This window comes from Streptomyces sp. NPDC048696 (genome assembly GCF_043198895.1).
In the GTDB taxonomy this organism is placed as follows: Bacteria; Actinomycetota; Actinomycetes; order Streptomycetales; family Streptomycetaceae; genus Streptomyces.
Genome location: NZ_JBICVJ010000001.1, coordinates 13054 through 37956, shown reverse-complemented (window position 1 = coordinate 37956; position 24903 = coordinate 13054). Strand labels below are relative to the sequence as shown.

The window sequence follows — 24903 nt, the reverse complement described above, 5'->3', positions numbered from 1 at the left end:
CGAAGACCTCGGCATGGTCTGGGACGAGAACGAAGCCGCCTGGGCAGGCCAACCTCGCCACCCTCGAAGCCTTCCACACCATCCACGGCCACCTCGCCATCCCCGCCACCGCCCCCGCCGGCCAATTCCTCGTCAGCCAACGCGGCCTCGCCCGCAAGGAACTCCTCGACCCCGACCGCGAAGCCCAACTCACCGCCCTCGGCCCCACCTGGACACTCCCATACGGCCCCGACTGGCACCGCAAATACCACCTCCTGCGCCACCACATCGAAACCGGCAACGACCCCACCACACTGCGCCGGGACACGATGCTCGACGGCGTGAAAGTCGGCGCGTGGCTGCACCGCCATTTCACCACCTGGAACGCCCTCAACCCCGGCCAGCGTCATCTCCTCACCCGCCTCGGCCTGACCCCCGATCAGATCCTGCTCCCCGCCGGCCCCAAGACTGCTACACCGTCCACCGGCCCGCGGCGCCGCCGCTCCTTCGAACAGCACGCGCTGCTGCTACGGGCCTTCGTGGAGCGGTACGGCCGTCCGCCCGGCGCCCGGGAGTGGATCGAGGCCGGCGCTCATCGGAGGCCAGTGCGATGTGCATCCTGGCGTGAGTTGCTGTGGGTCATTGGGTGGGCTGGGGTACCGGTGCCGGGGGTGAGGTGGGTCGGAGGGGAGCGGAATGAGACGTGCCGTGGTGCACGGAATGACTTATTCGCGCGCTGTCCGCATGGAATGGATGAGCTATTTCCCAGGTCAGAGGGCTTTGTTGTCTGGCGAGTTGGCCGGATTCATGTGGTCTGGTATTGATCGGGTGCGGACGTTAATCAGCGCTGCGGTGATCATTTGGCGGCTACTGTCGGCCGGGGATCACTGAACGGGGGAGCAGTGGGCCGGTCGGCGCTCCCTTGTTCTAATTCCGGCCGACCGGTTTTTAAGGGGGAGCTGTGCGCAGAGTGATCGCTGGGGCGGTCGGGTTGGTCGCGTCGCTGTTGATGGTCAGTCCTGCTCAGGCTGTCGATGTTGGGCCGAACGACTACAACCTGTGGGGCGAGGACACGTGCGCGGACCCGTCGGCCTCCGGTTTCGGGTTCCACATCTACTTCAACTCGGGGCAGGGGGGTGCTTACCGCAATATCGGCTACTCGGTCTATGACTTCGACTCCATGAAGGCCAGTGACACGAGCTACCACTATCTGCCGTTCTGTGAGCTGGGTGCCAGCAGGCCGTGGCCCGGATCGGGCCAGCACGTCAAGAACAACGCGGCTTCGGGCAATAACACCCACTCCAGTTACTCGGCCACGGTGTATTTCTACAGTGGCTTCAAGGGGGATCAGGATTCGATCGGCCCTTACCAGCATATCGACAGGTTCCGGAACGTCTACAACGAGAACGCTTCCTTCCAATGGACATCCTGACGGATTCCCATCGCCAGGATCCGAATCAAACGCGACACGAGGGGAAGTTCTCATGAGTTCCAAGCAGGTGGCCGTGAAGGTGGCAGTTCCTGCCCTGGCAGCGATAGCGGTCGGCGCGGTGGCGGTCGGTCTGTCGGGAAACTGGCCGTCGCATGACGGCGCATCGTCCGCCGGGGCGGCGAGCCCGGCCGCGGCAGCGGCGGTGCCGGCGGCGGTAGGGGATCCGGGCAATCCGGCGACGTGGAAGCTGCCTGTTGAGGCCTACATGGTGACCAAGGATCAGGCCCGCCTCGTCGGCGCCAGCCGGGCCGCGGTGATCACGAATTGCATGAAGGACGCGGGGTTCCCGCAGTGGACGCCCGCTCCCGATCTTCCGCGGGTCGGAGGCAAGACGGAGACGGACTGGCGGTACGGCATCCACGATGCCGCGCTGGCCGCCCGGCGCGGCTACCACCCGGACGCGGCGGAGCAGAAGGCGTACGACAAAGCCATGATGGCCGGGGCGGTGGACAAGTCAGGTGCGGATCCGCAGGTCGTCAAGCGCTGCGTGCAGTCCGCCGGTGACCTCGCGGCCCGGCCGGCCGACCTCGTCCAGCAGATCAAGGGCGACTCCTACAAGGCATCGGCCGAAGACCCCAAGGTCAAGGCCGTGTTCGCCCAGTGGTCCGCGTGCATGAAGGCCAAGGGCTACTCCTACGGCAAGCCCATGGACGCCAACAACGACCCGCGCTTCAACGACCCGGACACGGTCACGGACGTGGAGATCGCCACCGCCAAGGCCGACATCGCCTGCCGCACCCAGCACCACGTCGAGAAGACCTGGTTCGACGCCGAGTCCGCGCTGCAGACCAAGGCCATCAAGGCGAACGCGTCGGCCCTGGCCGGGATCCAGAGCGCCAACAAGCAGGCCGTCACCAAGGCCAAGGCCCTCGCTGCCACCGCCCGCTAGCCACCCCGCGACGGGGGCGCCCGCGCTCTGCCCGGGCGCCCCTCGGCTGCCGGCCGCACCGCCTCCGAGGCCAGGCCATTGCCCGTGGCCCCCTTCCCGCTGCCCGTCGACAGCGCACGGGACCTTCACCAGCCCCGCATCCCCGGGCATGGAAAACAGCGCGCGCGTAGTCGCGCGCACCACCACCGCCAGCAGCAGAACCTGACGTGCCGCGTTCCAGACCCTTCGCGGCGAGCTGACGGACATCCACGCCCGCAACCGCCATTGCCTTGTGCCCGGCGAACACCCTCTCCTCGTCTAGGAGCGCCATGCCTGCAACGAATTCCCTGCGCCGCTCTGCCCCCGTGGTGGCTGCCTTAGCCTGCCTGGTGGCTGTCGGCCCGGCACCCGCATGGGCCGCGCCCGCCGACGCGACCACGGCGACGGCAGCCACCACTTGCGAACACGCGTGCATCCTTAATGCCCGGACCGGAGCCCACCCGGACTTCGACCGCCTCGTGTTCGACCTGACCGACGGCGGCCTGCCGCCCACCGTGCGCGCTGATGTCTCTCCCGGCGGCTCCTACAGCCCCGGCGCCACCGGCGAAATAAGGAAGCTGCTGATCACCGGCATGTCCTATCTGCTCCTGGACATGAGTCCGGCCGATGCGCGATCCACGGGTCCTGACGCCTACACCACGCCCACCGTGCAGTCCGTGTCCCTGCCCTCTCTCAAAGGGATCCAGATGACAGGGAGTTACGAAGGCCACACCACGTTCGGCCTGTCCCTTGGGGACTACTCCCAGTACAAGGCCTTCACCCTGGCCGCGCCGAACCGCGTCGTCATCGACGTCTACCACTGACCCCCCGAGCCGGCTGACCTACCACGCGGGCTGTCCGGGACATTCCCCTGCCGCTTGGGACCAGTTCGGGCCGGCCCGTGATGCCGGTGCCTCCCGGTTGTGCCGCAGCTGCGCATCCGCCGACTGCTGCGCGACTGGCCTGAGCACACACCCCTGTGCGGCCAGCCCCGGTCGCTTCGACCGGGGCCAGGACTGCCGGGAGATGCCGGGAGCAACCCGACGCCCCATCGCCACCGGTAGCCGCCCGCAGCTGCGGGCGGCCAATTTCGCGAGGAGATCTGTTGACACACAAGAGAAGAACATGGGCGCCGGTGACCGCGGTCGCCGCGGCGGCCTTACTCACCGGGCTGCTGCCCGGCTTACCGGCCTGGGCCGATTCCTCCAAGAGCCCGGCACATGCTGCGTCACCGGGCCCGGACAGCCCGGTCGACGTCCCCGCCGCCCAGCGCAACGCGCTGCTCGGCACGTCCTGGACGACGTCCAGCGACCGGGCCTGGAGCACGGCCGGTGACGCTACCGGCCTCCACGTCCTGGTCGCCGACGCGAAAGCCGCCTACAGCTGGCGGACCGTCGCCACCTTGTCCGAACCCGGGCTGAGCACCGATCAGTGGATCGGCAACGCCTGCGTCACCGGCTCCGGCAAACGCGCCGTCGTCGTCTACGCACCCCGCTCCTTCACCAACCACCCCGCCCTCTTCGACCGCGGCGCCTTCAGCGCCGTCGTCGACCTGGACACCGGGGCTGTCACCAAACTCCCGGTCAACGCCAGCCTGGCCTACTTCGACCCCGGCTGCGGCAGCGGGGAGTCCGCGGTCATCACCCAGGCCGCCAGCAACGCCACAGGCGAGCAGACCCAACTGCAGACCATCGACGCCACCACCGGCAAGGTCACCGCCACCGACACCCTCGCGGGGCAGGCCACCTCAGCCGTCCCGGTCGACGACACAGTGATCGCTTCATCCGAGCACCACCTGCTGCGCCTGGACCACCAGGGCCATGCCAGCATGGCAGCGGTCACGAGAGGCAACGCCCTGCGGCTGCGGCCCGACAACGCCGGCAACGTCACCTTCCTCGACCCGACGACCACCACCACCGCAGCCATCAAGCACCTGCATGACGGCAAGGTCTCCACCCTGGGCAGCGGCGCGCTCGGCGACATCAACCTCGCCCAGGGCGCAGGGGGTCAGGTCCTGCTCACCGGCAAGCCCACCATGACCGGAAGGCTGCCGGCGGCCGTCCGGCGTCTGAACGCCCCCGCCCGGGCCGACCTGTCCACCCAGGGGCAGCTGGCCATCACCCGCTCCACCCCACACCATCTGGCCGACCAGGTCGCCCACCCCTTGGAACGGGCCCACGGCGCGGGCGCGGAGACGGTCGACATCCAGGCCACCGCCACCGCCACCGGCAAGAGCCTGTCGTTCTCCGTCCCGCCGAATGCCGTCTCGGCGCACGAAGCGGACGGCGGCAAGCCCTCCCCGATCCTCCCCTACGTCGTCGGCGGCAAGAACGGGATGGGCAGCAAGGCAGCCAAGTCCTCCGTCAAGGCCAAGAGTGCCGCAGTCGATGCGTCGTCCGACCCGGTCGACCAGGACGGCTACTGCGCGGTGCCGCGCAACGACCCCAACTCGCAGGTGTACCAGCCGACCCCTAACCAGGTGGAATGGGCCGCCGACATGGCGGTGCGCGGACTGCTGACCTCCGGCAACATTTCCCGGCCGGTCGACTGGCACCACTCCGGGCTGCCCGCCTGGTCACCCCAGGGCATGTTCCCGCCGGCCCGGCTGACCACCGGCGGGCAGATCCCTGCCCAGGTGATGCTGGGCATCCTCGCCCAGGAGTCCAACCTGTGGCAGGCATCCTCCCACGCCGAGCCGGGCGAATACGGCAACCCGCTCGTCGGCAACTTCTACGGCACCAACATCTACCCGGGCACCCCCGGATACGACCCCAACCGCATCTGGAAGATCGACTGGGACAAGGCCGACTGCGGCTACGGCATCGGCCAGGCCACCGACGGCATGCGCAAGGCCGGCCACGCCAAGACGGGCGAGACCCCCCTCCCGCCGGACCAGCAGCGCGCCGTGGCGCTGGACTACGCCACCGGCATCGCCTACTCCGCCAAGATCCTCGCCATCAAGTGGAACGAACTGCACGCTGCGGGTTCCACCATCAAGCTGAACAACGACGACACCTCCCGGCCCGAGAACTGGTTCGCGGCCGTGTGGAACTACAACGCCGGCTTCAACCCGCCCGGCAGCGACCCCTCCGGGCGCTGGGGCCTGGGCTGGGGCAACAACCCCGCCAACCCCAAATACCCCTCCGACCGGCTCCCCTTCCTCGACAACAGCCACTACGCGGACGCCGCCCAGCCGCAGAAGTGGCCCTACGAGGAGAAGGTCATGGGCTGGGCGGCCTTCCCCATCGACACCGGCCGCTCCTACGACGACAACGGCGTCCAGAACAAGGGAAACACCCACGGCTACTCCGCCGCCTGGTGGAACACCACCATGGACCGCAGCACCTCCGTCAAACCGCCGTACAGCGCCTTCTGCGACTCCACCAACTCCTGCGACCCGCTGGCCCCTCCGGTCTGCCACGACGTTGCCTGCTACACCCCGCACTGGTTCAACCACGACACCAAGTGGAAGGACTGCACGGCCAAGCAGTGCGGCAACGAGTACATGACATACAAGACCATCCGCACCGAGCCCGGCAGCGCCAACCCGCACCCGGGCCCCTGCGACACCTCCAGCCTGCCCAGCGGAACCGCCCTCGTCGACGACCTGCCCGACTCGGCGCCCTCCGCCCGCTGCACCAGCCGGGGATGGAGCAACGGCGGAAGCGGAAACTTCACCTGGTCCTTCGCACCCGACGAGGCCGGCAACTTCGAAGCCAAGGAAGACCTGCACCAGATCGGCGGCGGATTCGGCGGCCACTACTACTTCTCCCACGGCCGCCAGCCCAACAACTGGGACAACCTGCTCACCACGACCGGCTCCTGGACGTCGAACCTGAGCGACCACGTCTACAAGGTCCAGGCCTTCATCCCCTACCTGGGCAAGACCACCAAGTCCGCCCACTACGAGGTCACGACCAAGAGCGGCAAGGTCGTCGAACGCGTCGTCGACCAGAGCAAAGCAAGCAACGACTGGGTCACCGTCGGCTACTTCCCACTTGGTTCGAACGCCAAGGTGACCCTCAGCAACGTCACCGACGACAGCACCTCCGGGGACAGCACGGTGGCCTACGACGCGCTCGCCTTCGTACCGTTCGCGGGACGCGCGGTCCACCACACCTTCGATGCCGTCTCGACCATCGACCCCACCCAGAATCTCGACACCAACACCCCCAGTGTGTTCAACACACCCATCCGCACGCGCCAGACGCTGTACGACTGGGCCCGCAACAAGACCGTCGGCGGAGCGCCATGGTACGACGCCAGCAAGCCCCGGGTGAAGGGCCTCGCCGAGTACCCGGCGTGCAGTGGCGCGGTTGACACAGGTTGCGTGGGGTCCCAGACCGAGGCCGCGATGCAGACCTGGTCGCAGCAGGTCGCTGAGGCAGGCACGGCGACCAGCGGAATGAACACGATCACGCGCTGGATGGGCTTCGATAACCCCATACCGAACTCCGCATCGCCGGACGCGGCCTTCGCGTCCGACTTCGACTACAAGAACAAGACGCACATCGAGGCTGATTTCATCGTCGGCGACGACAGCAAGATCGTGCCCGGAACGCAGGACTACCAGGTCAGCTGGCGTGTCGGAAACACCCGTATCGCCCCGTTCGTCGTTTCCTTCGTCAAGGGAACGGTGGCCGATTACGGCAGCGCCGGCGTAACCATGCCCGACCTGTCGTTCGATGAACTCGACGCCAACACCGTCACGGGAGGAACCACCCACGTCGACAACCCGCTCGAGACTGGCTTCACCCGTGCCCGTGCCTACCTGCCGCACTACAGCACACCGACCATCGACGGCTCGGGGAAATGCCTGAACACCAAGTCCATCGGCGGCGGCGTTGACGGATACCGACCGCTCGGCGGCGCCCCGACCACGGACAAGAACGTCAAAGCCTGGGTCGACCAGCTGCAGCGGGTTGTGGACGCGGGCAAGGCCCCGCAGGAAGTCGCGGACACCGCAGGGGACTTCTACAACATGTTCTTCCGGAAGTTCGACACCACCAGCGCCTCCGGATCCCTGCTCTACGCGGCTCCGCCGATCTGGCAGAACGCCTCTGTCGCCTTCTGCGCCGACGGTTCCGTGAAGTCCACCCAGGCGGTGCCCAACGGCGACAACACCCCTTCGTACGGCCTCGTCTACCAGGGATACATGCCCGACTTGTACCTGTATCACAACGAAACGATGATCGATCAGACCGGCCAGGTACAGCGCGGAAGCTTCTCCAACTTCACCAACATCCCAGGCGTCACATCCGACGCGGGCAACCCCTACGGCAAGTGTGACATCGCCGTCCGCGGCAATGGAGGAAACCCTTGGAACATCTCCGTGCCGCCCCTGTCGTCCACAAACGAGACCCCCACGCGGGTCATCTATTGTGATGACAAGACCACGCACATGACTACTCATCCCGACGGCGACTGAACCTCGCCCTCCGGTGCCGACATCGCAGCGCAGGCGTCGGCACCGGAGGGCCGGCCAACGTCTTAAGGAGTCACACATGCCCGTCGGCCCGTTGCGGACCATGCTGAGTATCGCAGCGGCCTGCTGGGGCACTCTCGCGCTGATCGCCATGCTGGTCGGCGTCCCTCTCACGTGGTGGCTCGCCGGCTTCGGCTGGGCCGGGTTCCCCCTGCTCGAGTTCTACTTCGCCGTCCACGGGGTACTCGCCGCTCTGATGTTCTGGCATACCCGCAGCGGACTTGGTACTCCGTCCGCAGCCCGCTACGGTTCGGCGATGACGGCATGGCTTGCTCTACCGTTTGCGTGGACTGCCTTGCGCGCAGACGGCCCGGCCGACTCCAGTGCGGCATGGGCGGACGTCTTTCACCGCAGTGCGGCCTTGGCGGTGATGCTGATGGTCATCAGCATCACCCTGCTTGCTGTTTCGTTCTATCCGCGTCGCGACCACTGACGGTGGTGAGACGCTTCCCGGTGGAGCGATGACCGATGAGGTCGGCGTCATCACCGGCGACCTCATCGTCCGCACCACCCGCCTCGACGGCAGCCAGGTCGCCATCACCGTCCAGTACGCCGGCGCCGAGGAGTGGTACGTCCTGACCGGCAGCCCGGTGGCCGTTGCCGAGGGTGGCCTGGAGGACAACCACGACCGCGTTCTGGCTGCCGTCGAGCAGGGCAACGAAGGCGTCGCCCCCACCTAAAGCAACACTCCCGCCCGAGGCGTTGCGGCAGGCCACCCCCACGAATCGGGATCCCGTGCGCCGCGCGCAGCTGGGTCCCGGCGGCACGCGACGCACGCCGAGGGGAAAGCCCCGTCGTGTCCCGGCCATCTCGTTCCTCCACGCTCGCGGCTGGGAGGTGAGCTGGGAGCCTGGGAGGCGGGGGCCGGCGCACCCATGTCCCCCGCAGCGAGGGACGAGTGTCCTCGCCGAAGGCGAGCGCGTGCCAACCGGTCTTGGCGGTAGGGCTCAGCGCTCTCCGGCGCGGTTGGTGCAGCCCGCGCACGGCGCCGGAATCCCGCACCGGCCGGTCAACCCCCGTACTACGATGCGCGGATGAACGATCTGGCGCCGGCCGGACGGCGGCGCACCCTGTACCAGCGCGGACCGCTGCGTCGCGCGCTGCTGGACACCTCCGTACTGACCACGGACATCATCGCGGCCACCCGGCGGACGGAACCGTCGTCGTTTGTCGCCGGGGCGCGGGCCGGGACGGTGCGGTGCCTGATCCCGGTTCACGTCTGGCAGGAGGTGCCGCGCGTGCTGGCCGACCGGCACCGCGAGGGCGGCCGGTTCGACCTGGGGCGGGCACTGGAGCTGTGGCAGTACCGGTACGCGCCCGTCCTGTACGTCGTGGACGCCTCCGGCCTGCCGATGACCCCCGAGGCAGACGTCCTCGCAGGGCGGGACGCCTCCAATGTGCCGATGCTGCTGCTGGCCGCCGTGATCGCCCCGGTGGTCATCATCGGGACCGACCCGGACCTGGTCGACAGCGGACTCGCGGTCGATAACTGGGTCGCCCTGCGCGCGGCCCTGGGAGACGTGGGGGTGACGGAAGGCCAGATGGCCGACCTGGAGAACGAGGCCAGTGTCCTGGCGAACCTGACCGCCAACCTGGTCGAAGCGGCGGTGCGGTTCAGCAATCCGAAGCGGCTGGCGGCCGCGACAGTGGCGGCCGCGGTGGCGGCCGGAGCCCTGTACTGGCGGCGCCGGAAGCACCCGCGCATCCCCTCGCAGCGGCAGCCGGTGCTGCCCGTGATGCTGGAACACGCCTCGAAGCAGATGGCCGCGCGCACCGCGCGGCACACGCGGGGTGAGGACCGGTGGCGGCAGGCGGAGCTGGGGACACCCGGCGGCACGCTGCTGCACCGGGTCGCCCGGACTCTGGTCGGGTCCCGGGAGCCCCTGACCCGCACGGCGATCGTGGAGCGCCTGGGCGAGGCCGTCCCCGGTACCGGGCACACGGGGCGGATGGCGGCCGTCCTGGACGTGCTGACCGCCCACGCGATGTTCGTGGACGTCACGGGCCGGGGGCACTGGCAGGTCGGCCGCCTCGGCAGCCGATAACTGGAGAGCGCCGAGCCCTACCCCCCCCCGGAGGCAAGGGCGTTTGCTGCTGTGCGCCCCGGTGAGTGCCTGTGCTAGATCCTTCGATTCCAACGAGGAGGCACCCGTGTCCTGCGAAATTGTCGAGCGCATGGCGGCGTGCGGCGCCTGTCGGACGCTCGCCGTCGACTACGGGCTAAACCTGATCAACTCCCGACGCCACGGTGCGAATCCGCGTGACTGGGAGCTGCCCCTCACGACAGCCCGGATCGAACTGGACCACCACTTGATCACCGTGCACGCTGCGTGGCTGCCCGAGCGGCAGCCGGGCTGTGACGTGTGTGAGGTGTGGCGCGGGGATCACGTCATTGGCCCGATGGACGAGGCCGAGGCGCTGCATCGGGCCTGGCACCTGTGTGAGCCGGTGCGGGCCGTCTGTACTCCTGGCAACCACGAGCTGACCCGCCTCATGTAAGCGCCAACGACCCGGGGCGGGCGTTCCGTTGCCGGCCATACCGGCCACCCGCCCCGAGTCCTGTCACTCTATCGACCGCCCCCACGACCGGGGGCTACGGCCCGAGGAGGGGCGGTGCGCGGTCCAGGGGCGCGGGTTGGATGAGGCCGGTCTCGTAGCCGCGCGCCACGGTGTGGGGGAGGGTACGGGCGCGTAGTCCGCCTTGTGCGCGGTGCAGCAGCCGGCCTGCGGTCTCGGGGCGTACCCCGAGCGCCATAGCGATCTCCGTGTGGTGCAGGCCCCGTGCGAGCAGCCGGAGTGCGATCGTTTCGTGTTCGGTGAGCTGGGGTTGCCATCTCATGGCAGGATCGGCCGGTCGATGTGGCGGTGTTCGGTCTCGACGCCGATGCCGGCGGCGCGCAGACGCTTCGCCACCTCCTCAGCGACGGCGACGGACCGGTGGCGGCCGCCCCCGCACACCACGTGCACGTCGATGCGCCTGTGCGTGCTGAAAACCCTGTCGCCTTATGTGACCTGGGCGTATTCGTGGATGAGGCCGCGGAGGCGGTCGCGCCGAATGACACGCGATGGGTCATCGGGGGCGGGCCGCTCGGGCACGCCGGCATCATCGGGGCAGTGTTGTCCGAGTGATCGGTGCGGCCGGTGTTCGTTGTGGTGGGCCGCGTACTCGTCGACGACGAGGCGCAGGTGCCGCTCTCCGGTGATCAGGACGCGGTCGGTGGCCTCGCGTCGGCAGGATCCGACCCAGCGCTCGGCGATGGCGTTCATCCGGGGCACGCCCGGCAGGATGGGCACCACGCGGGTGCCGACAGCGGTGAAGACCGCGTCGAAGGCGTCGGTGGAGTAGCCGGCGTTGTCGCGGATCAGGTACCGGATGCCGGCGGTGCGTGTCTCATCCATGCTCATCAGGAGGTTGCGGGCCTGCTGGACTGCCCATTCGGCGGTGACGTTGCGGGTGACGCCGGCGATGTGCACCCGCCGAGTGTCGTGCTTGATGAAGAACAGGACGAACAGGCGCCGCAGGAACACGGTGTCCACGTGGAGGACGTCGACGGCGAGGATCCCCTGGGCCTGGGCGGTGAGGAACCTCGTCCAGGAGCGGTCGGCGCGCTGGGGCGCCGGGTCGACCCTGGCCGGTCGCAGGATCTCCCAGACGGTGGAGGCGGCGACCTTCCAGCCCAGGCTGAGCAGTTCGCCGTGGATTCGGCGATACCCCATCCGTCGTTCTCGCGAGCCAGACGCAGCACCAGGGCGCGCAGTGAGGCGGGCTTGGCCGGGCGGCCCGGACTGCGGTGCGGACAGGTCCACTTCCTCGCGGCCAGCCTCGCGTGCCAGCGCAACACGGTACGCGGGGTGACCAGGAGTTTCAGGTTGAGGCGCTGACGCTTGCTCAGCAGTCGAACGAGGGCGGCGATCACCGCCCGGTCGCCGAAGGCGAAGGCCAGCTTCGGCCTGCCGCGTTCGAGGACGCTCAGCTGATGGCGCAGCACCAGGATCTCGACATCCCTGGCCGCGGAGGACCGCGCCAGTAGACGCAGCCAGCCGAGCAGGAGACAGCCGAATCGGTAGACCAGACGAATCGTCACGATCCTCAAGCGTGCGCCGCCGGGCTCGTGAACACATTCGGTGTGATCACATCGTGATCCTGAAGCCGGAGCTCAGCGCAGGTGACAGGATTGTCAGCACCCACAGGGGTGGCCGTCGCACCGCTGTAAGGGCCGCTCGTGGCGGGCGCGTTCGCGGTGATCTTCCTTCTCGCCCTGGGCGTCCAGTGCCTGGCGGGCCTCGAATGGGAGTCGGTACGCCGGGCCTACCTGGTCACGTTCGGCTGGGGAAGCGTACTCTGACGCACCATCACAACATCATCAGAACAAGCCCTCCCCCCTCTTGTGCGTTCGAGAAGTCGGGGGCCCAGGGCACGCCCACCGTCCTGCTCGACGGCAAACCGCTCGGCCCGGACGACAGCCTCTACGACGCGGACGCGTTCGCGAAGGCGCTGCGGGGGCGGGGCATCAGCTGAGAGTGCCCGGTGAGACGCCATCGTCCGGGCCATCACACGTTTTCGCCGTACGCGGGCATCGGGAAAGGGTCGGCCACCCCACCGAGGTCTCGCACCGAGGTCTCGCTACGTCACTCCCGGGCCGGCTGCGCCGAGAGGATCTGCCGTAGGACGCCGAGCAGTTCGGCATCGTCCACGGGCGGCCGCGGCGCCCGCCAGGCGATGTGGCCGTCAGGACGCACGAGGACCGCTCCGGCCGACGGCACACCGAGCAGCGCGGCCCCGTCCCCACTGTCCGTCGCATTCCGCGCTCCGGCGGCGAGCGGACGCAGGACGACAGGCAGGCCCGCGGCCCCGGCGGTGTCCGCCTGCCGTTGCCAGGTGGCGTCGCCGACGTGCGTGAGCAGGGTGAAACCGCGGCCGACGAGATCCAGCGTGGACGAGACCCCGGGAACTGCGGCCAGTGGCAGGTGGGGAACACGGCCTCCAGGCTCACCTCCCCAGTGTTCGCGTGCCGGGTCCAGCGGCGGGCGGTCAGGGGTATCGCCGTCGGCGATGACAGCGGTGGAGCGATAGACCGCGGTGAGCAGTAGCTCGTCGTCGATCCGGTAGCCGGTTCGGGCGCGGGAGTTGGCCAGGGACAGGTCGATGACCTGCCGGGCGACCGGGCGGCGTTCGGCTTGATAGGTGTCCATGAGTTCTTCGCCGGCCGGGCCTTGGGTGACGGCGGCGAGCTTCCAGGCCAGGTTGTCGGCGTCGCCGATCCCGGTGTTCATACCGTGCCCGCCGGTCGGCGGTACCACGTGGGCCGCGTCGCCCGCGATCAGCACCCGCGACCTGCGGTAGGACTCGGCGAGTTGGGCGTCCATCCGCCAGGTCATGGTGTCGCGGACGGCGACGTCGAGGCCGGGCACACCGGCGGCCTCCCGGACCAGGCGCGCCAACCGCCGGTGATCGTTCAGGAGTTGTGGGGTGTCGCCGTTCTGGGAGTCGTAAGGATGCTGGTAGATCCAGTGCCGGTCGTTGTCCACGGCCAGGAAGCCGCCGCGACCGGGGGCGGTGAGGAAGTACGACGCGCTCCTGCGGTCGGCCACGACCTCGCCGAGTGGGGCCTCGAAGCGGATGCTGAGGAAGTGGCCCAGGCCCGTCGGTCCCTCCATCGCGATCCCGGCGCCGGTGCGTACGGTGCTCGCCGCGCCGTCGCAGCCGACCAGCCAGTCGGCGCGCACGGTGTGCCGCCCGCCGGTGGCCCGGTCCTCCAGCACCGCCCGCACACCTTCGCCGTCCTCACCATCCTCGCCGTCCTCGGTGAAGGACACCAGTCGGGTGGCGAACCGGATACCGTCCGGCGCGAGTTCACGCCCACGCCGCAGCAGCACGGTCTCCAGGGCGTCCTGAGAGCAGATCAGCCCCGGTGACGGGGTGCGCTGGATGCCCTCCTCCGCTCCACCCGACAACCCGGTACGCGCGAAGTCCGGGTCGATGAGGTCTCGGCCACGGTAGAAGAAGACGTGCGAGGCCGGGAGTCCGGCCTGCCGGATGTCCGCCTCCAGGCCGAGCCGACGGAAGATCTCCATCGAACGCGCCGACACACCACGCGCCTTGGGATGCAGCGAAGTACCCTCGTGTGCCTCGACGAGCAGGTGCCGCACACCGTACTCGGACAGCAGGAGCGACAGCGTAAGGCCGATCGGACCTCCTCCTACGACCAGCACGGACGTCGTGGCCGGGAATCGCATATCGCCTCCCACTAGTAACGCCTAACTATTGATTTCGACGTTACCATGGGAGCGTCCGGCAAACGATCATTAGGACGAACCCATGACCGACGACCTCAGCAGCGGCAACCCCCGAGGCCTGCACTTCATCACCGAACTGGCGAACATCGTCCGGGACGATCCCCAGGCGAGCGCCGCCGACCTACAGGCCCTCCTGGAGCGCCACGGCGGCCCGCCCTTCCGTCTCACCGATGTCGACGCCCGGGAACTCCACCAGGCCACCTCCCACCTGATCCGCGTCCTCGCCATTCGCGACGAGGACACGGCAGCTGAGGCGATCAACGCCCTGCTCGACCGCTACCCGGCACGACCCCGCCTCGTCCGCCTCCCCGGCCGCCCGTGGTCACTGCACACCCAGGCACCCCCCGACGCCGACCTCACCCACTGGCTCCTCTCCACCTCCGCACTCGCTCTCGCCCTGTGGCTCAGCGAACGCGGCTCCTGCGCATGGGGCCAATGCTCTGCCCCCGGCTGCGACCACTTCTTCATCGACGCCGGCCGCCGCACCCCGCAACGCTTCTGCACCCCCCGTTGCGCCACCCGCGTGCGCGTCGCCGCCCACCGGGCCCAGCGCGCAGACGGCTGACGACTCGCCGCACCGGCGTGACACCCATCAAGGGGTACGGCGCAGCTTCTTGGGGAAGTCTGCTCGCGATCGCTACGGTCGTCGTCGAAGGAGATAGCTGACGTGCGCACTTTGACCTTCGTTGTCGGTACGGGCCGCAGTGGGTCGACCGCACTGTCGGGCATCGTCCATGCACATCCGGATGTGCTCAGCCTCAACGAGCTCCTGTCGTCGGTGCAGAGCCGGGGCTTCCCGGAAGGCCACTTGGATGGTGCGGAGTTCTGGCGGCTGCTGGCCGACCCCAATCCGCAGTTCGAGCGGATGATCCGCAACGGGGTGCCGATGCCGGAGTTCCTCTACACACGCCGTCCCGGACGCTTCGCGACCGATACCACGGGCATCCCCGCGCTGTCCCTGATGGTGCTTCCGCACCTGACGGACGAGCCGGACGGCTTGTTCGACGAGTTGGAACGACAGGTACGCGGCTGGCCGAACCGGACCGCCGCAGACCACTACACAGCCCTGTTCAGCCTGTTGTGCGGGCGATTCGGGCGCACAGCCGTGGTCGAGCGGTCGGGCTATTCACTGCAGCGGGTGCCGTTGCTCCGCGAGATCTTCCCGCATGCACGCTTCGTGCACCTGTTCAGGGACGGACCCGACTGCGCGCTGTCCATGAGCCGGCACACGGGCTACCGGCTGATCTTCCTGCTGCGGGACATCCTCGCCCGGACCGGTGCCGAGTGTATCGAGGACCTGACCGAAGACCAGGTCCGCGCTCTGCCGCCCGACCTGGCACCGCTGTTGACGGAACGCTTCGATTCCGCCCTGGTACTGGACCGCGAGCTGCCGTCGGCCGGTTTCGCAGCACTGTGGTCACAACTCGTCGTCCAGGGTGTGGCTGATCTCCGCGAAGTGCCCGCACCGCAGCGGACCACCCTCGCCTATGAGGACCTGCTCGACGAGCCCCGCAAGGAACTGACCCGTCTGGCCGACTTCATCGGCGTCGAACCACTCCCGCAATGGCTCGACACAGGCGTCGCGCGCCTGGACGGCGGCCGACGAGGCGCCGCCCGACGGCTGCCCGCGACAGAACTCGCCGCGCTACAAGCATCCTGCGCCCCGGGCGCACGGGCCCTTGCGGACAACCAGGCGCAGACAGCGTGAAGTCGCCTGGCCCTGACCCTGATCCGCCCGTGACGACTGCGGACGGGTGAGGGGGTGTAGTGAACTGCGAAGGCCAGCCGTTGGCGAGCATGTCGACGCCTTCCCCGCATGCCCGCACCACTGGTGGTACGGGCACGCGGTTGCTGTGCTTTCAGCAGGTCAGGCCGTACGTCGGCGCGCTACCGCCGACGTACGGCCAGCCGTACTCCCGCGCCCGCGGCCAGCAGAGCCAGTGCGCCGGTCCCGGCCAGCGCGGCCGACGAGCCGGTCGAGGCCAGGATCCCGCCCTGAGCCGAGCCAGAGGTCGTACTGTCGCCGCCCGTGACCGTGCCACCGGTCGTGGTGGATCCGCCCGTCGCAGCTGTCCCTACCGACGACCCCGAGGAACCGGAGGTGCCAGAGGTCCCCGTGGTTCCGGAGGATCCGGACGTGCCCGAGGAACCCGAGGTACCCGTCCCGGTCGTCGTCCCGCCGCTGCCGCCCGTGGTCGAACCCTGGCCGGTCGTCTTCACGACGATGTCCGCCCTGTTGTTCTGCTGGTTGGTGTCGTACGACATGTACCGACTGCCCACGTAGACGGCCCCCTTGGCCGTTCCCACGCGCGAGCCGAGCTTCAGCTCGAAGGGGTAGGTGGTCTTCTCGTTCTCCATGACGAAGCTGCCGGTGGGGCACCGGTAGTCGACCCCGGGCTCCAGCTTCGGGGCGTCCAGGGCAGTCGTGTTCGGGTCGGCCACGAAACAACCCTTCGGCGCCTTGAGGACCTTGACGCCTTCGGGGAAGTCGATGTCGACATAGGCGACGTGGGAGTACCTCCACAGCTCACTCACCCACGCGGGCCCGAGGTTGCGGAACTCCACCGTCGCCTGCACGCTCGCCCCGGCGGCGCCCTCGACCCGCGCGCCCTTGACGGACAGATCCGCCGTGTTGGGGAAGCGGAACTCGTCGTCCGAGTCCAGCTTCGGCGCGGGCTGTCCCTGGGGCAACTTCTCCAGCTTCAGCTCGGGCCCCGTGCCGTTGACCGCGGAGGTCTCACCGCGCAACTTCGCCCGATTGGCCGGGGTATCGACGTAGGCGTCGGTGCGGAGCCAGTCCTTGTAGGCGATGTCCCGGCCCACGAGGTCCACCTTGGGCACCACGTCGTAAGCCGCCCCAGGCTCGTACGTACCCGGGACGAAACAGAGCACCTTGCTGTGGTAGGCCTGAACCTTGACGATGTCCTCCGGGGTGGTGCTGTACTCACAGTTGGAGAATCGTTGCGTCAACTCCATCCCGCGAGTGGTGCGGAACTGCAGGATGACTCCGTCGACCGCGTTCTGGCCCTCGTTGACGAGGGTGAAACGACCGTGCTGGACGACATTGCGCGCACTGTTCTTCGGCAGATCGCTCCACCCGAAGTCCAGACGTACCTCTGTGGGTTGGTCGGCCGCGTGCGCCGGGCCCACCGCGCTCAGGGTGAGCACTGCGGCTGCGGCGAAGACCGTGAAGGGAATTCTCATGCCGGTCCAGACCCGCGACCCACCCGGACAGTTGTCCCGCTGTTACCGTTCTGTTTCATCTTCTCGCTTTCGTCACAGTTCCCCTCCCCGACCTCCGTCCGGCCTGGCCGATTGAACGGCAGCGCGTCTCCCTTCCGTGGCCGGACCGCTCAGCGGAACCACCCCTGTCCGTAGGCCCGTTGACCCTGCGATAGTCACCTCGGTCGCAGGCACGTACGCGGCCTGGATGGACGACTGTGCCAGGCGTAGTCACCGCTGTTCCCGCCGGTGAGAAGGTGTTGATCGATCCGAAGGTCCGCTCGACGATGCCTTTGGCCGTCGGCGCGTACGGTGGGGCGGCCTGCACGCTGGTGCCGAGTGCTTCGCAGGCGCCGGTGAACGCCTTCGACAGGTACACCTTCCCGCGGTCCACCACGACCGTCTCGGGTACCACCACCGGCCGGGCGGCCGCGCCTTCGAGGCGTTCGTCCAGCGACAGAAGCCGCTCCCCGGGCAGAACCGCACTTGCGCGAAGCGCAGGATGTCGGGCCAGGCCGGCCGTGCTGGGTGCGGCACCGCCATCTCCGCCAGCAGCAAGGCAGCATCCACGGCCTGGGTCCCGGCCGGGCACAGCACCGCCGCCAGGATCGCCCGGGTGGCGACGTCGACAGCGATGGTGAGTTCGGGGCGTCCCACACTCCCGTCGTCGAACAGTGCGAGGACGTCCAGGCGGGTGGTGTCGATCTGGACCTGCTCCCCGGGCCGCAGAGCCACGGTCGGGGTGAACCTGCGCCCGTCCCCGCTGGATGGCTCACACGCGCCGACGCACCGTGAGCGGCATCTCCAGCGGCAACGGCGTGTAGCGGCCGTACCGAACGGTCAGCCCTTCGACCTGCTAGGCGAACGTACGACGTGGACAGTGCGCGGCATCGCAGAACAGCCGCCGCACGCTCAGCTCGACTACCACCGGTCGGCCACCGACCGTCGCATCCGCCAGTCGCCGCTGGTAGCGGCTGTGCACTCGGCGCGAGTCGGTCCCCAGTCCGGGCGCGGCCGCACCACTTCATCCATGACGGTCTGTCACCTCGCCACGGAAATCCTGCGAGACCCGCAGGCGCGACCAGCCGGTGACAACCGGCACGATCAAGGGGGAGGGCCCCGTTCGGGTGTGTGACCACCCGGACGGGTACAGGCGGCCCGCCACTTGGCATCGAGACGCCAGGCGGTGTCGGCCGTTCGGGCCAATGCCGAAACGGCCTGGCCGGCCGTCAAGTGGCCGGGCACACGCATGCATGCACAGAGTTGGGTGCACGACGCTGAGCACCACCGACGGTGTGCCGTCTTACCCACGCCGTGTCCCACGGCCTGGCCTCGTGCACAGGTCCGGCAGTGTCCCCCGCTTGAGAAGGAACAGCACGTGCGAACCACTTCACTCCGTACGCGTCACCGTCTCACGCTGTCGTGTGCCCTCGCACTGGGCATCCTCTCCCTCGCCGCACCACATGCCGCAGCCCAGGCTGCGGGCGGAGGAGACGACTGCGAACGCCAAGACCAGCAGATGATCTGCCAGGGCCCCCAAGGCCCGGTCGGCCCCCATGGCCCGGCCGGGCCTCAAGGGCTCCAAGGGCCTCAAGGGCTCCAAGGCCCCGCTGGACCCAAGGGCATGGACGGCGCTGCCGGTCCTGCGGGTCCCGCAGGAGCCAAGGGGGACAAGGGGGACAAGGGCCCTGCCGGTCCCGCCGGTCCTGCCGGTCCTGCCGGTCCTGCCGGTCCTGCCGGTCCTGCCGGTCCTGCCGGTCCTGCTGGTCCTGCTGGTCCTGCCGGTGACAAGGGCGCCACCGGACCTGCCGGACCTGCCGGGCTCAAGGGAACGGATGGGGCAACCGGTCCCGCTGGACCCGTCCGAGCGCCCCAGTATCTCGCAAGCCCCCCGCAGGACGCGGACATCACCCTCGACTCCGGCAAGTACTACGTCAGTCCCCCATGCCCCGCCGGCACCAAAATCATCGGCGGAGGCTACGAATTGACCGGCGGCTCAGGCGTCCGGGTGGTCGACAGCCTCCCAAGCGACGACCTCGGCGCCTGGGTCGTCTACGCCTACGGCACCGGAGGCACCGACCCCACTCAGATCACCGTGCACAGCGTCTGCCTCCCGATCGGATGACCGATCCACCCACCCATCCGCGAGGGCCTCGGACTGTGGGCCGGAGACGGCGGCGTCGGCGACGCGCCATCATCTGCCGGCAGGCGGGAGTGCGGAACTGGTCTGCTATGCGTCGGCCTCGGCGTCGAAGCCCGGGTCGGCCTCCTTCGTCCGCGCGGCCGCCGCCAGGCTCCGGCCCGCCGCCTGGAGCGCGGCGGGCAGGTCGCTGGTAACGCTGGTGGGGTGTGGGTTGAGGTGTGGGGGTAGGCGTGTGCTGGGGTGTTGCAGGTCGAGTGAGAACGGTCTGTGGTGTGTTGGGGCGGGGTGTTAGGGGTCCTGGCGTGCGGGTGTGGCAGGTTCGTTGAGAGCGCCGGGTTTTGTTGCAGGTGGTTTCTGCGTCTAATGGCACTGTGGGCTGATCCGGATATGCCGGAGAGGGGAGTGCGGAGCCGCTCAAGGTCGGTGCCGTGAGGTTCGTACGGCTGGCCCAGGGGCTGCAGCGTACCGAGTGTGTGGCCAAGGATTGTCACAACGGTGGCGAGGCGCCCGTTCCGGAGGGTGGGTGTGCTCGAATTGTGTGCGGACGACGGAAGGCCGCCGACGCACGGGCAAGCGCCTGTGTTCCTCTCCAGGTGAGAGCATAGAGTAACCATCCGCTACTCTATGTGTCGATGCTGGTTGTGAGATCACGAGAGTGCAATGGCCAAGTCCCCTTCACGCTGGCAGCGTGGACCGCGGTCGCCGGACGACCAGATGGCCCTGTTCGCGCCCGCCGCGCCCCGCACCCCGGCGCCCCTTCCCGCGCCTTCGCCAGACCGTGAACTGCGGCAGCTGATGAGCATGATCAAGGTCCGCTCGGGGCTGGGGTGGGCGGAGGTCAACGCGCGGCTGAACCGGAAACTGGGGGTGCAGAGCCGTGTCGGCGCACCCTCAGAAGTCGTGGATCAGGCGGTGGGTCTTGCCCGTGAGTGGCTGGAGTGGCTGGGTCAGCCGAAGCCCGCACCACCTTCGCCCGCGTCCAGTCCGCAGCCGACGCGATCTGCCCCTGTGGCGCGCCGGAGCCCGCAGCCGCCCAAGCGGCGCGCGGTGCCGGGGGTTGGCGGGTTGAAGACCACAGGCGAGCAGGACCGGGTAGTCGAGGTCAAGCGGTCCGGCGACCACCTTGCCCTCCAGGCCGGTGCTGGCACCGGAAAGACCACCACGCTGATCCTGCTCGCGTACTCCGACCTGCGCCGCGCCATGTACCTGGCCTACAACCGTCCGGTTGTCGATGACGCAGCCCTCAAATTCCCGTCCCATGTGCCCTTGCCCTGCATGACCGGCCACAGCCTGGCCATGCGCACGGTGGGGCGCCGCTACAGCGCACGTCTGAACTCCCCGCGCGAGCCCGGCTGGAAGATCGGCGAGCGCCTGGGAATCAGCACCAGGATGCAGGTGCGTTTCGGAGACCGGCTCATCACCCACAAGACCCTCTCCTACAGCGTCCTGCAGACCGTCAAGGGATTCCGCCACTCCGCCGATACCGAGATCCTGCCCCACCACGTCCCGCGCCTGCGGGGTCTGCCGGACGAGTTCCGGTCCGAGCTGGCGCGCCTCGTACTGCCGTACGCGCGGCGGGCCTGGGAGGACCTGCAGAACCCTGAGCGCGGCCTGGTGCGCTTCGAGCCCGACCACTATATGAAGATCTGGGCGCTGACCCGGCCCACGATCCCCGGCGACTACCTGCCCCTGGACGAGGCCCAGGACACCAATCCGGTCCTGGAAGAGATCTTCAACGCCCAGCGCTCCCATGCTCAGCTGATCATGGTGGGGGACTCGGCACAGGCCATCTATGGCTGGCGCGGCGCCCGGGACGTCATGACCGGCTTCGACGGACGGCAGTTGTGCCTCAGTCAGTCGTTCCGCTTCGGCCCCGCCCTGGCGGAGGAAGCCAACCGCTGGCTGACCATCGTCGAGTCGCCCCTGCGACTGAAGGGCAGCCCGTCGATCGACACCACCATCGGGCCGGTCAAGGACCCCGACGCAGTGCTGTGCCGCTCGAACGCGGGGGCGATCTGGGAGGTGCTCGACCTGCTGTCCAAGGGCAAGCGTGTCGCGATGGTGGGCGGCGGCGAAGCCCTGGAGCGGCTCGCCCGTGCGGCCGGCCAGCTCAAGGCGGGGCGCCGTACGGGCCATCCTGAACTGGTGCTCTTCACCACCTGGGAGGAGCTGTGCGAGTACGCCACCTCCGACCCGTCCGGCGGTGACCTGCTGCCCCTGGTCGACATCATCGAGGACTACGGCGTCGATGTGGTCCTCCAGGCCGTGCGCAACTTGCACCCCGAGGACGACGCCCAGGTGGTGGTCTCCACTGCCCACAAGTCCAAGGGGCGGGAATGGCCCACGGTGCGGATCGGCGGGGACTTCGAGCCGAGAGCCGGCAACCGGCCGGACGAGGGGGGCGGTGAGGTTCCTCTGCCCGACATCGACCTGGAGGAGGCACGCCTAGCCTACGTCGCCGTCACCCGGGCGCGTCAGCGGCTCGACCTGGGCGGACTGTCCTGGATCACCAATTTCCCGGTGCTCGGCGCGGCTGCCGTCCCTCCTGCGACGGCCGTGCCCAACCAGCCCTCACCCTGGGACCAGCTCGGCCCCGTGCCCCGCTAGAAGGGCCGGTGTCACCTGTGCGAGCCGGTCGGTGCGCCACATGACGATCTGCGTGGTGCGGAAGCCGTACCAGCCCGGGCCGTGGGCGACCCGCAGCCGCGGGTCCGCGCCCGTCCACCAGTCCAGGCGTGACCTGTCCGCCGAGTCGATTCCGTAGGGAGCGGTGGTGATGACGGCGGGCCGCCCCTCCTTCAACCAGCTGATCAGGTGGTCCAGCCAGTGCCGGTCCTGGGCCGTCCCGTAATGAGTACACACCTCTGAGTCCCAGGGGCACTGCCGACTGGCGTTCCTCGTCAGCCACCGCGGACAGCAGCCGGACGTGCTCTGCTTCAGCCCGTACCGCTCAGCCCACATGACCACAGCCTCCTGCTTCGCCCGCTGTTCGGTGAGCCGCTGGGCAAAGCGCGCGGGGTCCGAACGACGCAGTGCTCCATCGGGGCGGCCGAGGCCATAGGGCCAGGACACCCTCCCGGAGGCGTAGCCGAAGATGGCTCCAGCCCTGTCAACGAAGTCCTCCACGTCTGTCTCCCTGCTGCTCCGTAGCTTGCGGACTCGGTCGCGGGTTGCTGACTGGCAAGCAGGGAACGACGGACTGCGTGAAAGCGGTACGAATCAAGGTCAGATGGGTGAGACCGCAGGGAGCGGGGCAGCGCCGGTCGCTGGGCTGGAGCATGCGGTGCAGGCTCGGCAGCGGAGCGGGCAGCAGCATGATCCATCGTGACGCCCAGGCGCCTCGTGGTGACGTTGACCGCGACGGCCGTTCGGAAGCGTCACGCCCTCTCTGCCAGCCCTTTCGCCGCCGCTGTGCGCGCGGCACCGCTTGCTGCAGTACACCGAATCCAACGACCGCTTGCGCACGGAGACCCCCGACCCTCACACGGGCCCCGGCCCTCGATGTATGCGTCGGTCGCGGCCATGCTCAGGGCTTCCAGTTCCCGGTGGACCGCCAGGACGAAGCGTGTGGATTGTCGATGCACCCGTCGCCAGTGGCGTGGCCTGCACACCGAGTTGCATAACCGCCTGTTCGGCCCCGCGTCCCGGGCCAGCGGTACGCGGCACTGCTCGCAGGGGCGGGCCAGTTCCCTGGTCATTGCACCATCCTTACCCGCGTCCAGGGCCGCCGGAAGAGGCGTGCAGGAACACGGCGCGCGTCCTCTCTCGCGCTCTACAGCCCGCAGTGCGGGCACCGGCCGCTGGGGCGTCCCCGGGTCTCGACCGCCACCCCCCGCTCCCGCATCCGGCGCAGTTGATAGGCGATGGATGAGGGGCTGGAGACGCCGACCGCCGCCGCGAGCTCGCGCACGGACGGCGCCTCCCCGTGCTCGACCACCCACTCGCGGGCGCTGCGCTCGATGAGCATCTGGCGGTCGGTGAGGTGGCTGCTCATGTCCGCCCGCCGCGCGTGAGTTCCTTGAGCGCCATCCGCGCCCCTGGCGTTGCACCGGCCGGAGTCGTCCAGTACGGGTGCGCGGCGATCCGGACGGACAGCTGCTGCAGCCGTCGCCGGTACGTGGTCGTCCCGGCCCGCCGGGCGGACGGGTCCGCGAGCCGCCGGTACGTTGCATACCAGGCGGCTTGAGCTTCCAGGAGGTCGTGGGGGAAGGTGTACCTCATACAGCGATTAGAGCATGTGTTCGAATTTCTTGGGAATGCTTGCCCGAGGGTCCTGCGACGTCGCTCGGCAGGTGGCCATTGCGATTTCTAGTTGGCCATCCGACCCCATCGAGGGGCGTATCGGCTGAGCCGTGACACGCTACTTGGAAGCTGGTCACGAGAGTTGGAACCCGCGCGGCCAGCGCCGACTAGGCTCACCTCTATGTCCGTGCCAGCCGACCCTCGCATGCAGTTCTTGATCGACCAGCTCCGGCCGGGTGCGGTAAGAACGGTGAAAGTCGCCGGGTTCGACGGAGTGGACGTCCTGGTGCAGCTCGATGCTGCAGGGGAGGAAGCCGAGATCGGTCGGATTCCTGGACATGAGGCGTCGATGCGTCGGATGGAGCATCCATCCGAGCTGTTTGAGGTTGGCCAGGAGATCAAGGCCGAAGAGATCGGGCGTTGGCGCGAAGGCCAGCTCCAGCTCTCCGCCAGGGCATGCGAGAGTCCGGCCTTGCGGTCCTTTCTCCTCGCGTTTGAACCAGGGCAGGTCGTTGCTGGGACGGTCTCCGCGGTCCACAACTTCGGGGTCTTCGTTCACATCGACGGTGAACCGGACGGCTTGTGCACCGGCTTCATCCGGGTGTCGGACCTGACGTGGGGCTGGATCAACCACCCCTCCGAGGCAGTCGAAGCCGGCCGGCGGATCACCGCTGAGGTGATCATTGCCGAGACGCGCTCCGGACAGGTCACTCTCTCGTTGACGGCTCTGCAGGAAGATCCGCTCATTCGGTTCGCGGATCAGGTCGGCCGAGTCCTTACCGGGCCGGTCACCAAGATCGTTCCTTTTGGTGTGTTCGTGCAGCTGGCTCCCGACGTTGTGGGGTTCCTGCATCTCTCTGAACTGACTGACGAGCCGGTCGAGGCCCCGGATCAGCTTGTCGATGAAAGCGAGCTGATCACGGTGAAGGTCGCCGAGGTCGATCTCCAGCGTCACCGGGTGCGGCTGGGCGCCGCCGGTGGAACGGACAGAACCTAACAAACTGGTGCGAAGAAGACCGACAGCTCGCGGTTGGTTGCAAGAAGCGTGACCACTTGATGCCAACAAGCCTGTCCGCCGACTGGAAAGCACCAGCTCGCGGAGCCTTACCGGTTCCAACTAACGTGTCCGGGCTCAT

Annotated in this window: 24 protein-coding genes and 1 pseudogene; 15 read left to right on the top strand and 10 right to left on the bottom strand. The window is 68.6% G+C overall.

The window, feature by feature from the left end; translation table 11 throughout:
• Positions 1 to 80 precede the first annotated feature (80 nt).
• The 9 genes from ACGFRG_RS00175 to ACGFRG_RS00135 all read left to right on the top strand — a co-directional run bounded on the left by ACGFRG_RS00175 (position 81) and on the right by ACGFRG_RS00135 (position 10362).
• Positions 81 to 803: a helicase associated domain-containing protein gene (locus tag ACGFRG_RS00175; protein ID WP_393260763.1), complete on the top strand. Its 723-nt coding sequence runs from the start codon at positions 81 to 83 to the stop codon at positions 801 to 803.
• A 137-nt stretch (positions 804 to 940) separates the two neighbouring features.
• The gene (locus ACGFRG_RS00170; RefSeq protein ID WP_393259755.1) at positions 941 to 1411 is read left to right on the top strand and encodes a hypothetical protein; all 471 of its coding nucleotides are present in this window, start codon (positions 941 to 943) and stop codon (positions 1409 to 1411) included.
• 52 nt (positions 1412 to 1463) lie between these two features.
• Positions 1464 to 2360, top strand: coding sequence for a hypothetical protein (locus tag ACGFRG_RS00165; protein ID WP_393259753.1), 897 nt, complete (start codon positions 1464 to 1466; stop codon positions 2358 to 2360).
• 308 nt (positions 2361 to 2668) lie between these two features.
• Positions 2669 to 3202 (top strand): hypothetical protein, encoded by a 534-nt coding sequence (locus tag ACGFRG_RS00160; RefSeq protein ID WP_393259750.1) that lies wholly within the window; start codon positions 2669 to 2671, stop codon positions 3200 to 3202.
• Positions 3203 to 3513: 311 nt separating this feature from the next.
• Complete coding sequence (locus tag ACGFRG_RS00155) at positions 3514 to 7806, top strand: hypothetical protein (RefSeq protein WP_393259747.1); 4293 nt, start codon at positions 3514 to 3516, stop codon at positions 7804 to 7806.
• Positions 7807 to 7882: 76 nt separating this feature from the next.
• Positions 7883 to 8296 carry a hypothetical protein gene (locus ACGFRG_RS00150; protein ID WP_393259745.1) on the top strand — a complete coding sequence of 138 codons (414 nt, stop codon included), beginning with the start codon at positions 7883 to 7885 and terminating at the stop codon, positions 8294 to 8296.
• A gap of 28 nt (positions 8297 to 8324) precedes the next feature.
• Positions 8325 to 8543, top strand: coding sequence for a hypothetical protein (locus tag ACGFRG_RS00145; protein ID WP_393259744.1), 219 nt, complete (start codon positions 8325 to 8327; stop codon positions 8541 to 8543).
• A 354-nt stretch (positions 8544 to 8897) separates the two neighbouring features.
• Positions 8898 to 9908 carry a PIN domain-containing protein gene (locus tag ACGFRG_RS00140; protein ID WP_393259741.1) on the top strand — a complete coding sequence of 337 codons (1011 nt, stop codon included), beginning with the start codon at positions 8898 to 8900 and terminating at the stop codon, positions 9906 to 9908.
• Between the two features lie 106 nt (positions 9909 to 10014).
• A complete protein-coding gene (locus ACGFRG_RS00135; protein ID WP_393259738.1) occupies positions 10015 to 10362 on the top strand; it encodes a hypothetical protein in 348 nt (115 codons plus the stop codon).
• A 94-nt stretch (positions 10363 to 10456) separates the two neighbouring features.
• On the opposite strand, the gene ACGFRG_RS00130 is transcribed toward ACGFRG_RS00135, so the two are convergent.
• Genes ACGFRG_RS00130 through ACGFRG_RS00120 form a run of 3 tightly spaced genes read right to left on the bottom strand, consistent with a single transcriptional unit; the run spans position 10457 to position 11580 of the window.
• Positions 10457 to 10702: a hypothetical protein gene (locus tag ACGFRG_RS00130; protein WP_393259737.1), complete on the bottom strand. Its 246-nt coding sequence runs from the start codon at positions 10700 to 10702 to the stop codon at positions 10457 to 10459.
• A complete protein-coding gene (locus ACGFRG_RS00125; protein ID WP_393260760.1) occupies positions 10699 to 10821 on the bottom strand; it encodes a hypothetical protein in 123 nt (40 codons plus the stop codon). The genes ACGFRG_RS00130 and ACGFRG_RS00125 overlap by 4 nt, the downstream gene beginning before the upstream one ends.
• A gap of 45 nt (positions 10822 to 10866) precedes the next feature.
• Positions 10867 to 11580, bottom strand: a complete 714-nt coding sequence (locus tag ACGFRG_RS00120) for an integrase core domain-containing protein (RefSeq protein ID WP_393259735.1) — start codon at positions 11578 to 11580, stop codon at positions 10867 to 10869.
• A 506-nt stretch (positions 11581 to 12086) separates the two neighbouring features.
• Here ACGFRG_RS00120 and ACGFRG_RS00115 point away from each other — a divergent pair.
• Positions 12087 to 12209, top strand: coding sequence for a hypothetical protein (locus ACGFRG_RS00115; RefSeq protein ID WP_393259733.1), 123 nt, complete (start codon positions 12087 to 12089; stop codon positions 12207 to 12209).
• Between the two features lie 283 nt (positions 12210 to 12492).
• Here the strand turns inward: ACGFRG_RS00115 and ACGFRG_RS00110 are convergent, their stop codons facing one another.
• Positions 12493 to 14100 (bottom strand): FAD-dependent monooxygenase, encoded by a 1608-nt coding sequence (locus tag ACGFRG_RS00110; protein ID WP_393259731.1) that lies wholly within the window; start codon positions 14098 to 14100, stop codon positions 12493 to 12495.
• An 82-nt stretch (positions 14101 to 14182) separates the two neighbouring features.
• Here ACGFRG_RS00110 and ACGFRG_RS00105 point away from each other — a divergent pair, with 82 nt between their 5' ends.
• On the top strand, positions 14183 to 14725 hold the full coding sequence (locus ACGFRG_RS00105; protein ID WP_393259729.1) for a CGNR zinc finger domain-containing protein: 543 nt from the start codon (positions 14183 to 14185) through the stop codon (positions 14723 to 14725).
• A gap of 102 nt (positions 14726 to 14827) precedes the next feature.
• Positions 14828 to 15868, top strand: coding sequence for a sulfotransferase family protein (locus tag ACGFRG_RS00100; protein WP_393259726.1), 1041 nt, complete (start codon positions 14828 to 14830; stop codon positions 15866 to 15868).
• A gap of 179 nt (positions 15869 to 16047) precedes the next feature.
• Here the strand turns inward: ACGFRG_RS00100 and ACGFRG_RS00095 are convergent, their stop codons facing one another.
• The 3 genes and pseudogenes from ACGFRG_RS00095 to ACGFRG_RS00085 all read right to left on the bottom strand — a co-directional run bounded on the left by ACGFRG_RS00095 (position 16048) and on the right by ACGFRG_RS00085 (position 18385).
• The gene (locus ACGFRG_RS00095; protein ID WP_393259724.1) at positions 16048 to 17364 is read right to left on the bottom strand and encodes a hypothetical protein; all 1317 of its coding nucleotides are present in this window, start codon (positions 17362 to 17364) and stop codon (positions 16048 to 16050) included.
• 274 nt (positions 17365 to 17638) lie between these two features.
• A pseudogene (locus tag ACGFRG_RS00090) lies at positions 17639 to 18150 on the bottom strand (transposase); the annotation flags it as partial.
• An 88-nt stretch (positions 18151 to 18238) separates the two neighbouring features.
• Positions 18239 to 18385, bottom strand: coding sequence for a transposase family protein (locus ACGFRG_RS00085; RefSeq protein WP_393260757.1), 147 nt, complete (start codon positions 18383 to 18385; stop codon positions 18239 to 18241).
• Between the two features lie 981 nt (positions 18386 to 19366).
• Between ACGFRG_RS00085 and ACGFRG_RS00080 the strand changes: the two genes are divergently transcribed.
• Positions 19367 to 19507, top strand: a complete 141-nt coding sequence (locus ACGFRG_RS00080; protein WP_393259722.1) for a hypothetical protein — start codon at positions 19367 to 19369, stop codon at positions 19505 to 19507.
• 1083 nt (positions 19508 to 20590) lie between these two features.
• Positions 20591 to 22132, top strand: coding sequence for a UvrD-helicase domain-containing protein (locus ACGFRG_RS00075; RefSeq protein ID WP_393259720.1), 1542 nt, complete (start codon positions 20591 to 20593; stop codon positions 22130 to 22132).
• Here ACGFRG_RS00075 and ACGFRG_RS00070 read toward each other — a convergent pair.
• The 3 genes from ACGFRG_RS00070 to ACGFRG_RS00060 form a co-directional block, all read right to left on the bottom strand.
• Positions 22097 to 22387, bottom strand: a complete 291-nt coding sequence (locus ACGFRG_RS00070) for a hypothetical protein (RefSeq protein ID WP_393259718.1) — start codon at positions 22385 to 22387, stop codon at positions 22097 to 22099. The two genes, ACGFRG_RS00075 and ACGFRG_RS00070, sit on opposite strands and share 36 nt — an antisense overlap.
• A gap of 910 nt (positions 22388 to 23297) precedes the next feature.
• Positions 23298 to 23519 carry a hypothetical protein gene (locus ACGFRG_RS00065; protein ID WP_393259715.1) on the bottom strand — a complete coding sequence of 74 codons (222 nt, stop codon included), beginning with the start codon at positions 23517 to 23519 and terminating at the stop codon, positions 23298 to 23300.
• Positions 23516 to 23746 (bottom strand): hypothetical protein, encoded by a 231-nt coding sequence (locus ACGFRG_RS00060; RefSeq protein ID WP_393259713.1) that lies wholly within the window; start codon positions 23744 to 23746, stop codon positions 23516 to 23518. Before ACGFRG_RS00060 ends, ACGFRG_RS00065 begins: the two co-directional genes overlap by 4 nt.
• 226 nt (positions 23747 to 23972) lie before the next feature.
• On the opposite strand from ACGFRG_RS00060, the gene ACGFRG_RS00055 reads away from it, so the two are divergent.
• A complete protein-coding gene (locus tag ACGFRG_RS00055; protein ID WP_393259710.1) occupies positions 23973 to 24764 on the top strand; it encodes a S1 RNA-binding domain-containing protein in 792 nt (263 codons plus the stop codon).
• The last annotated feature ends 139 nt before the right edge of the window (positions 24765 to 24903 follow it).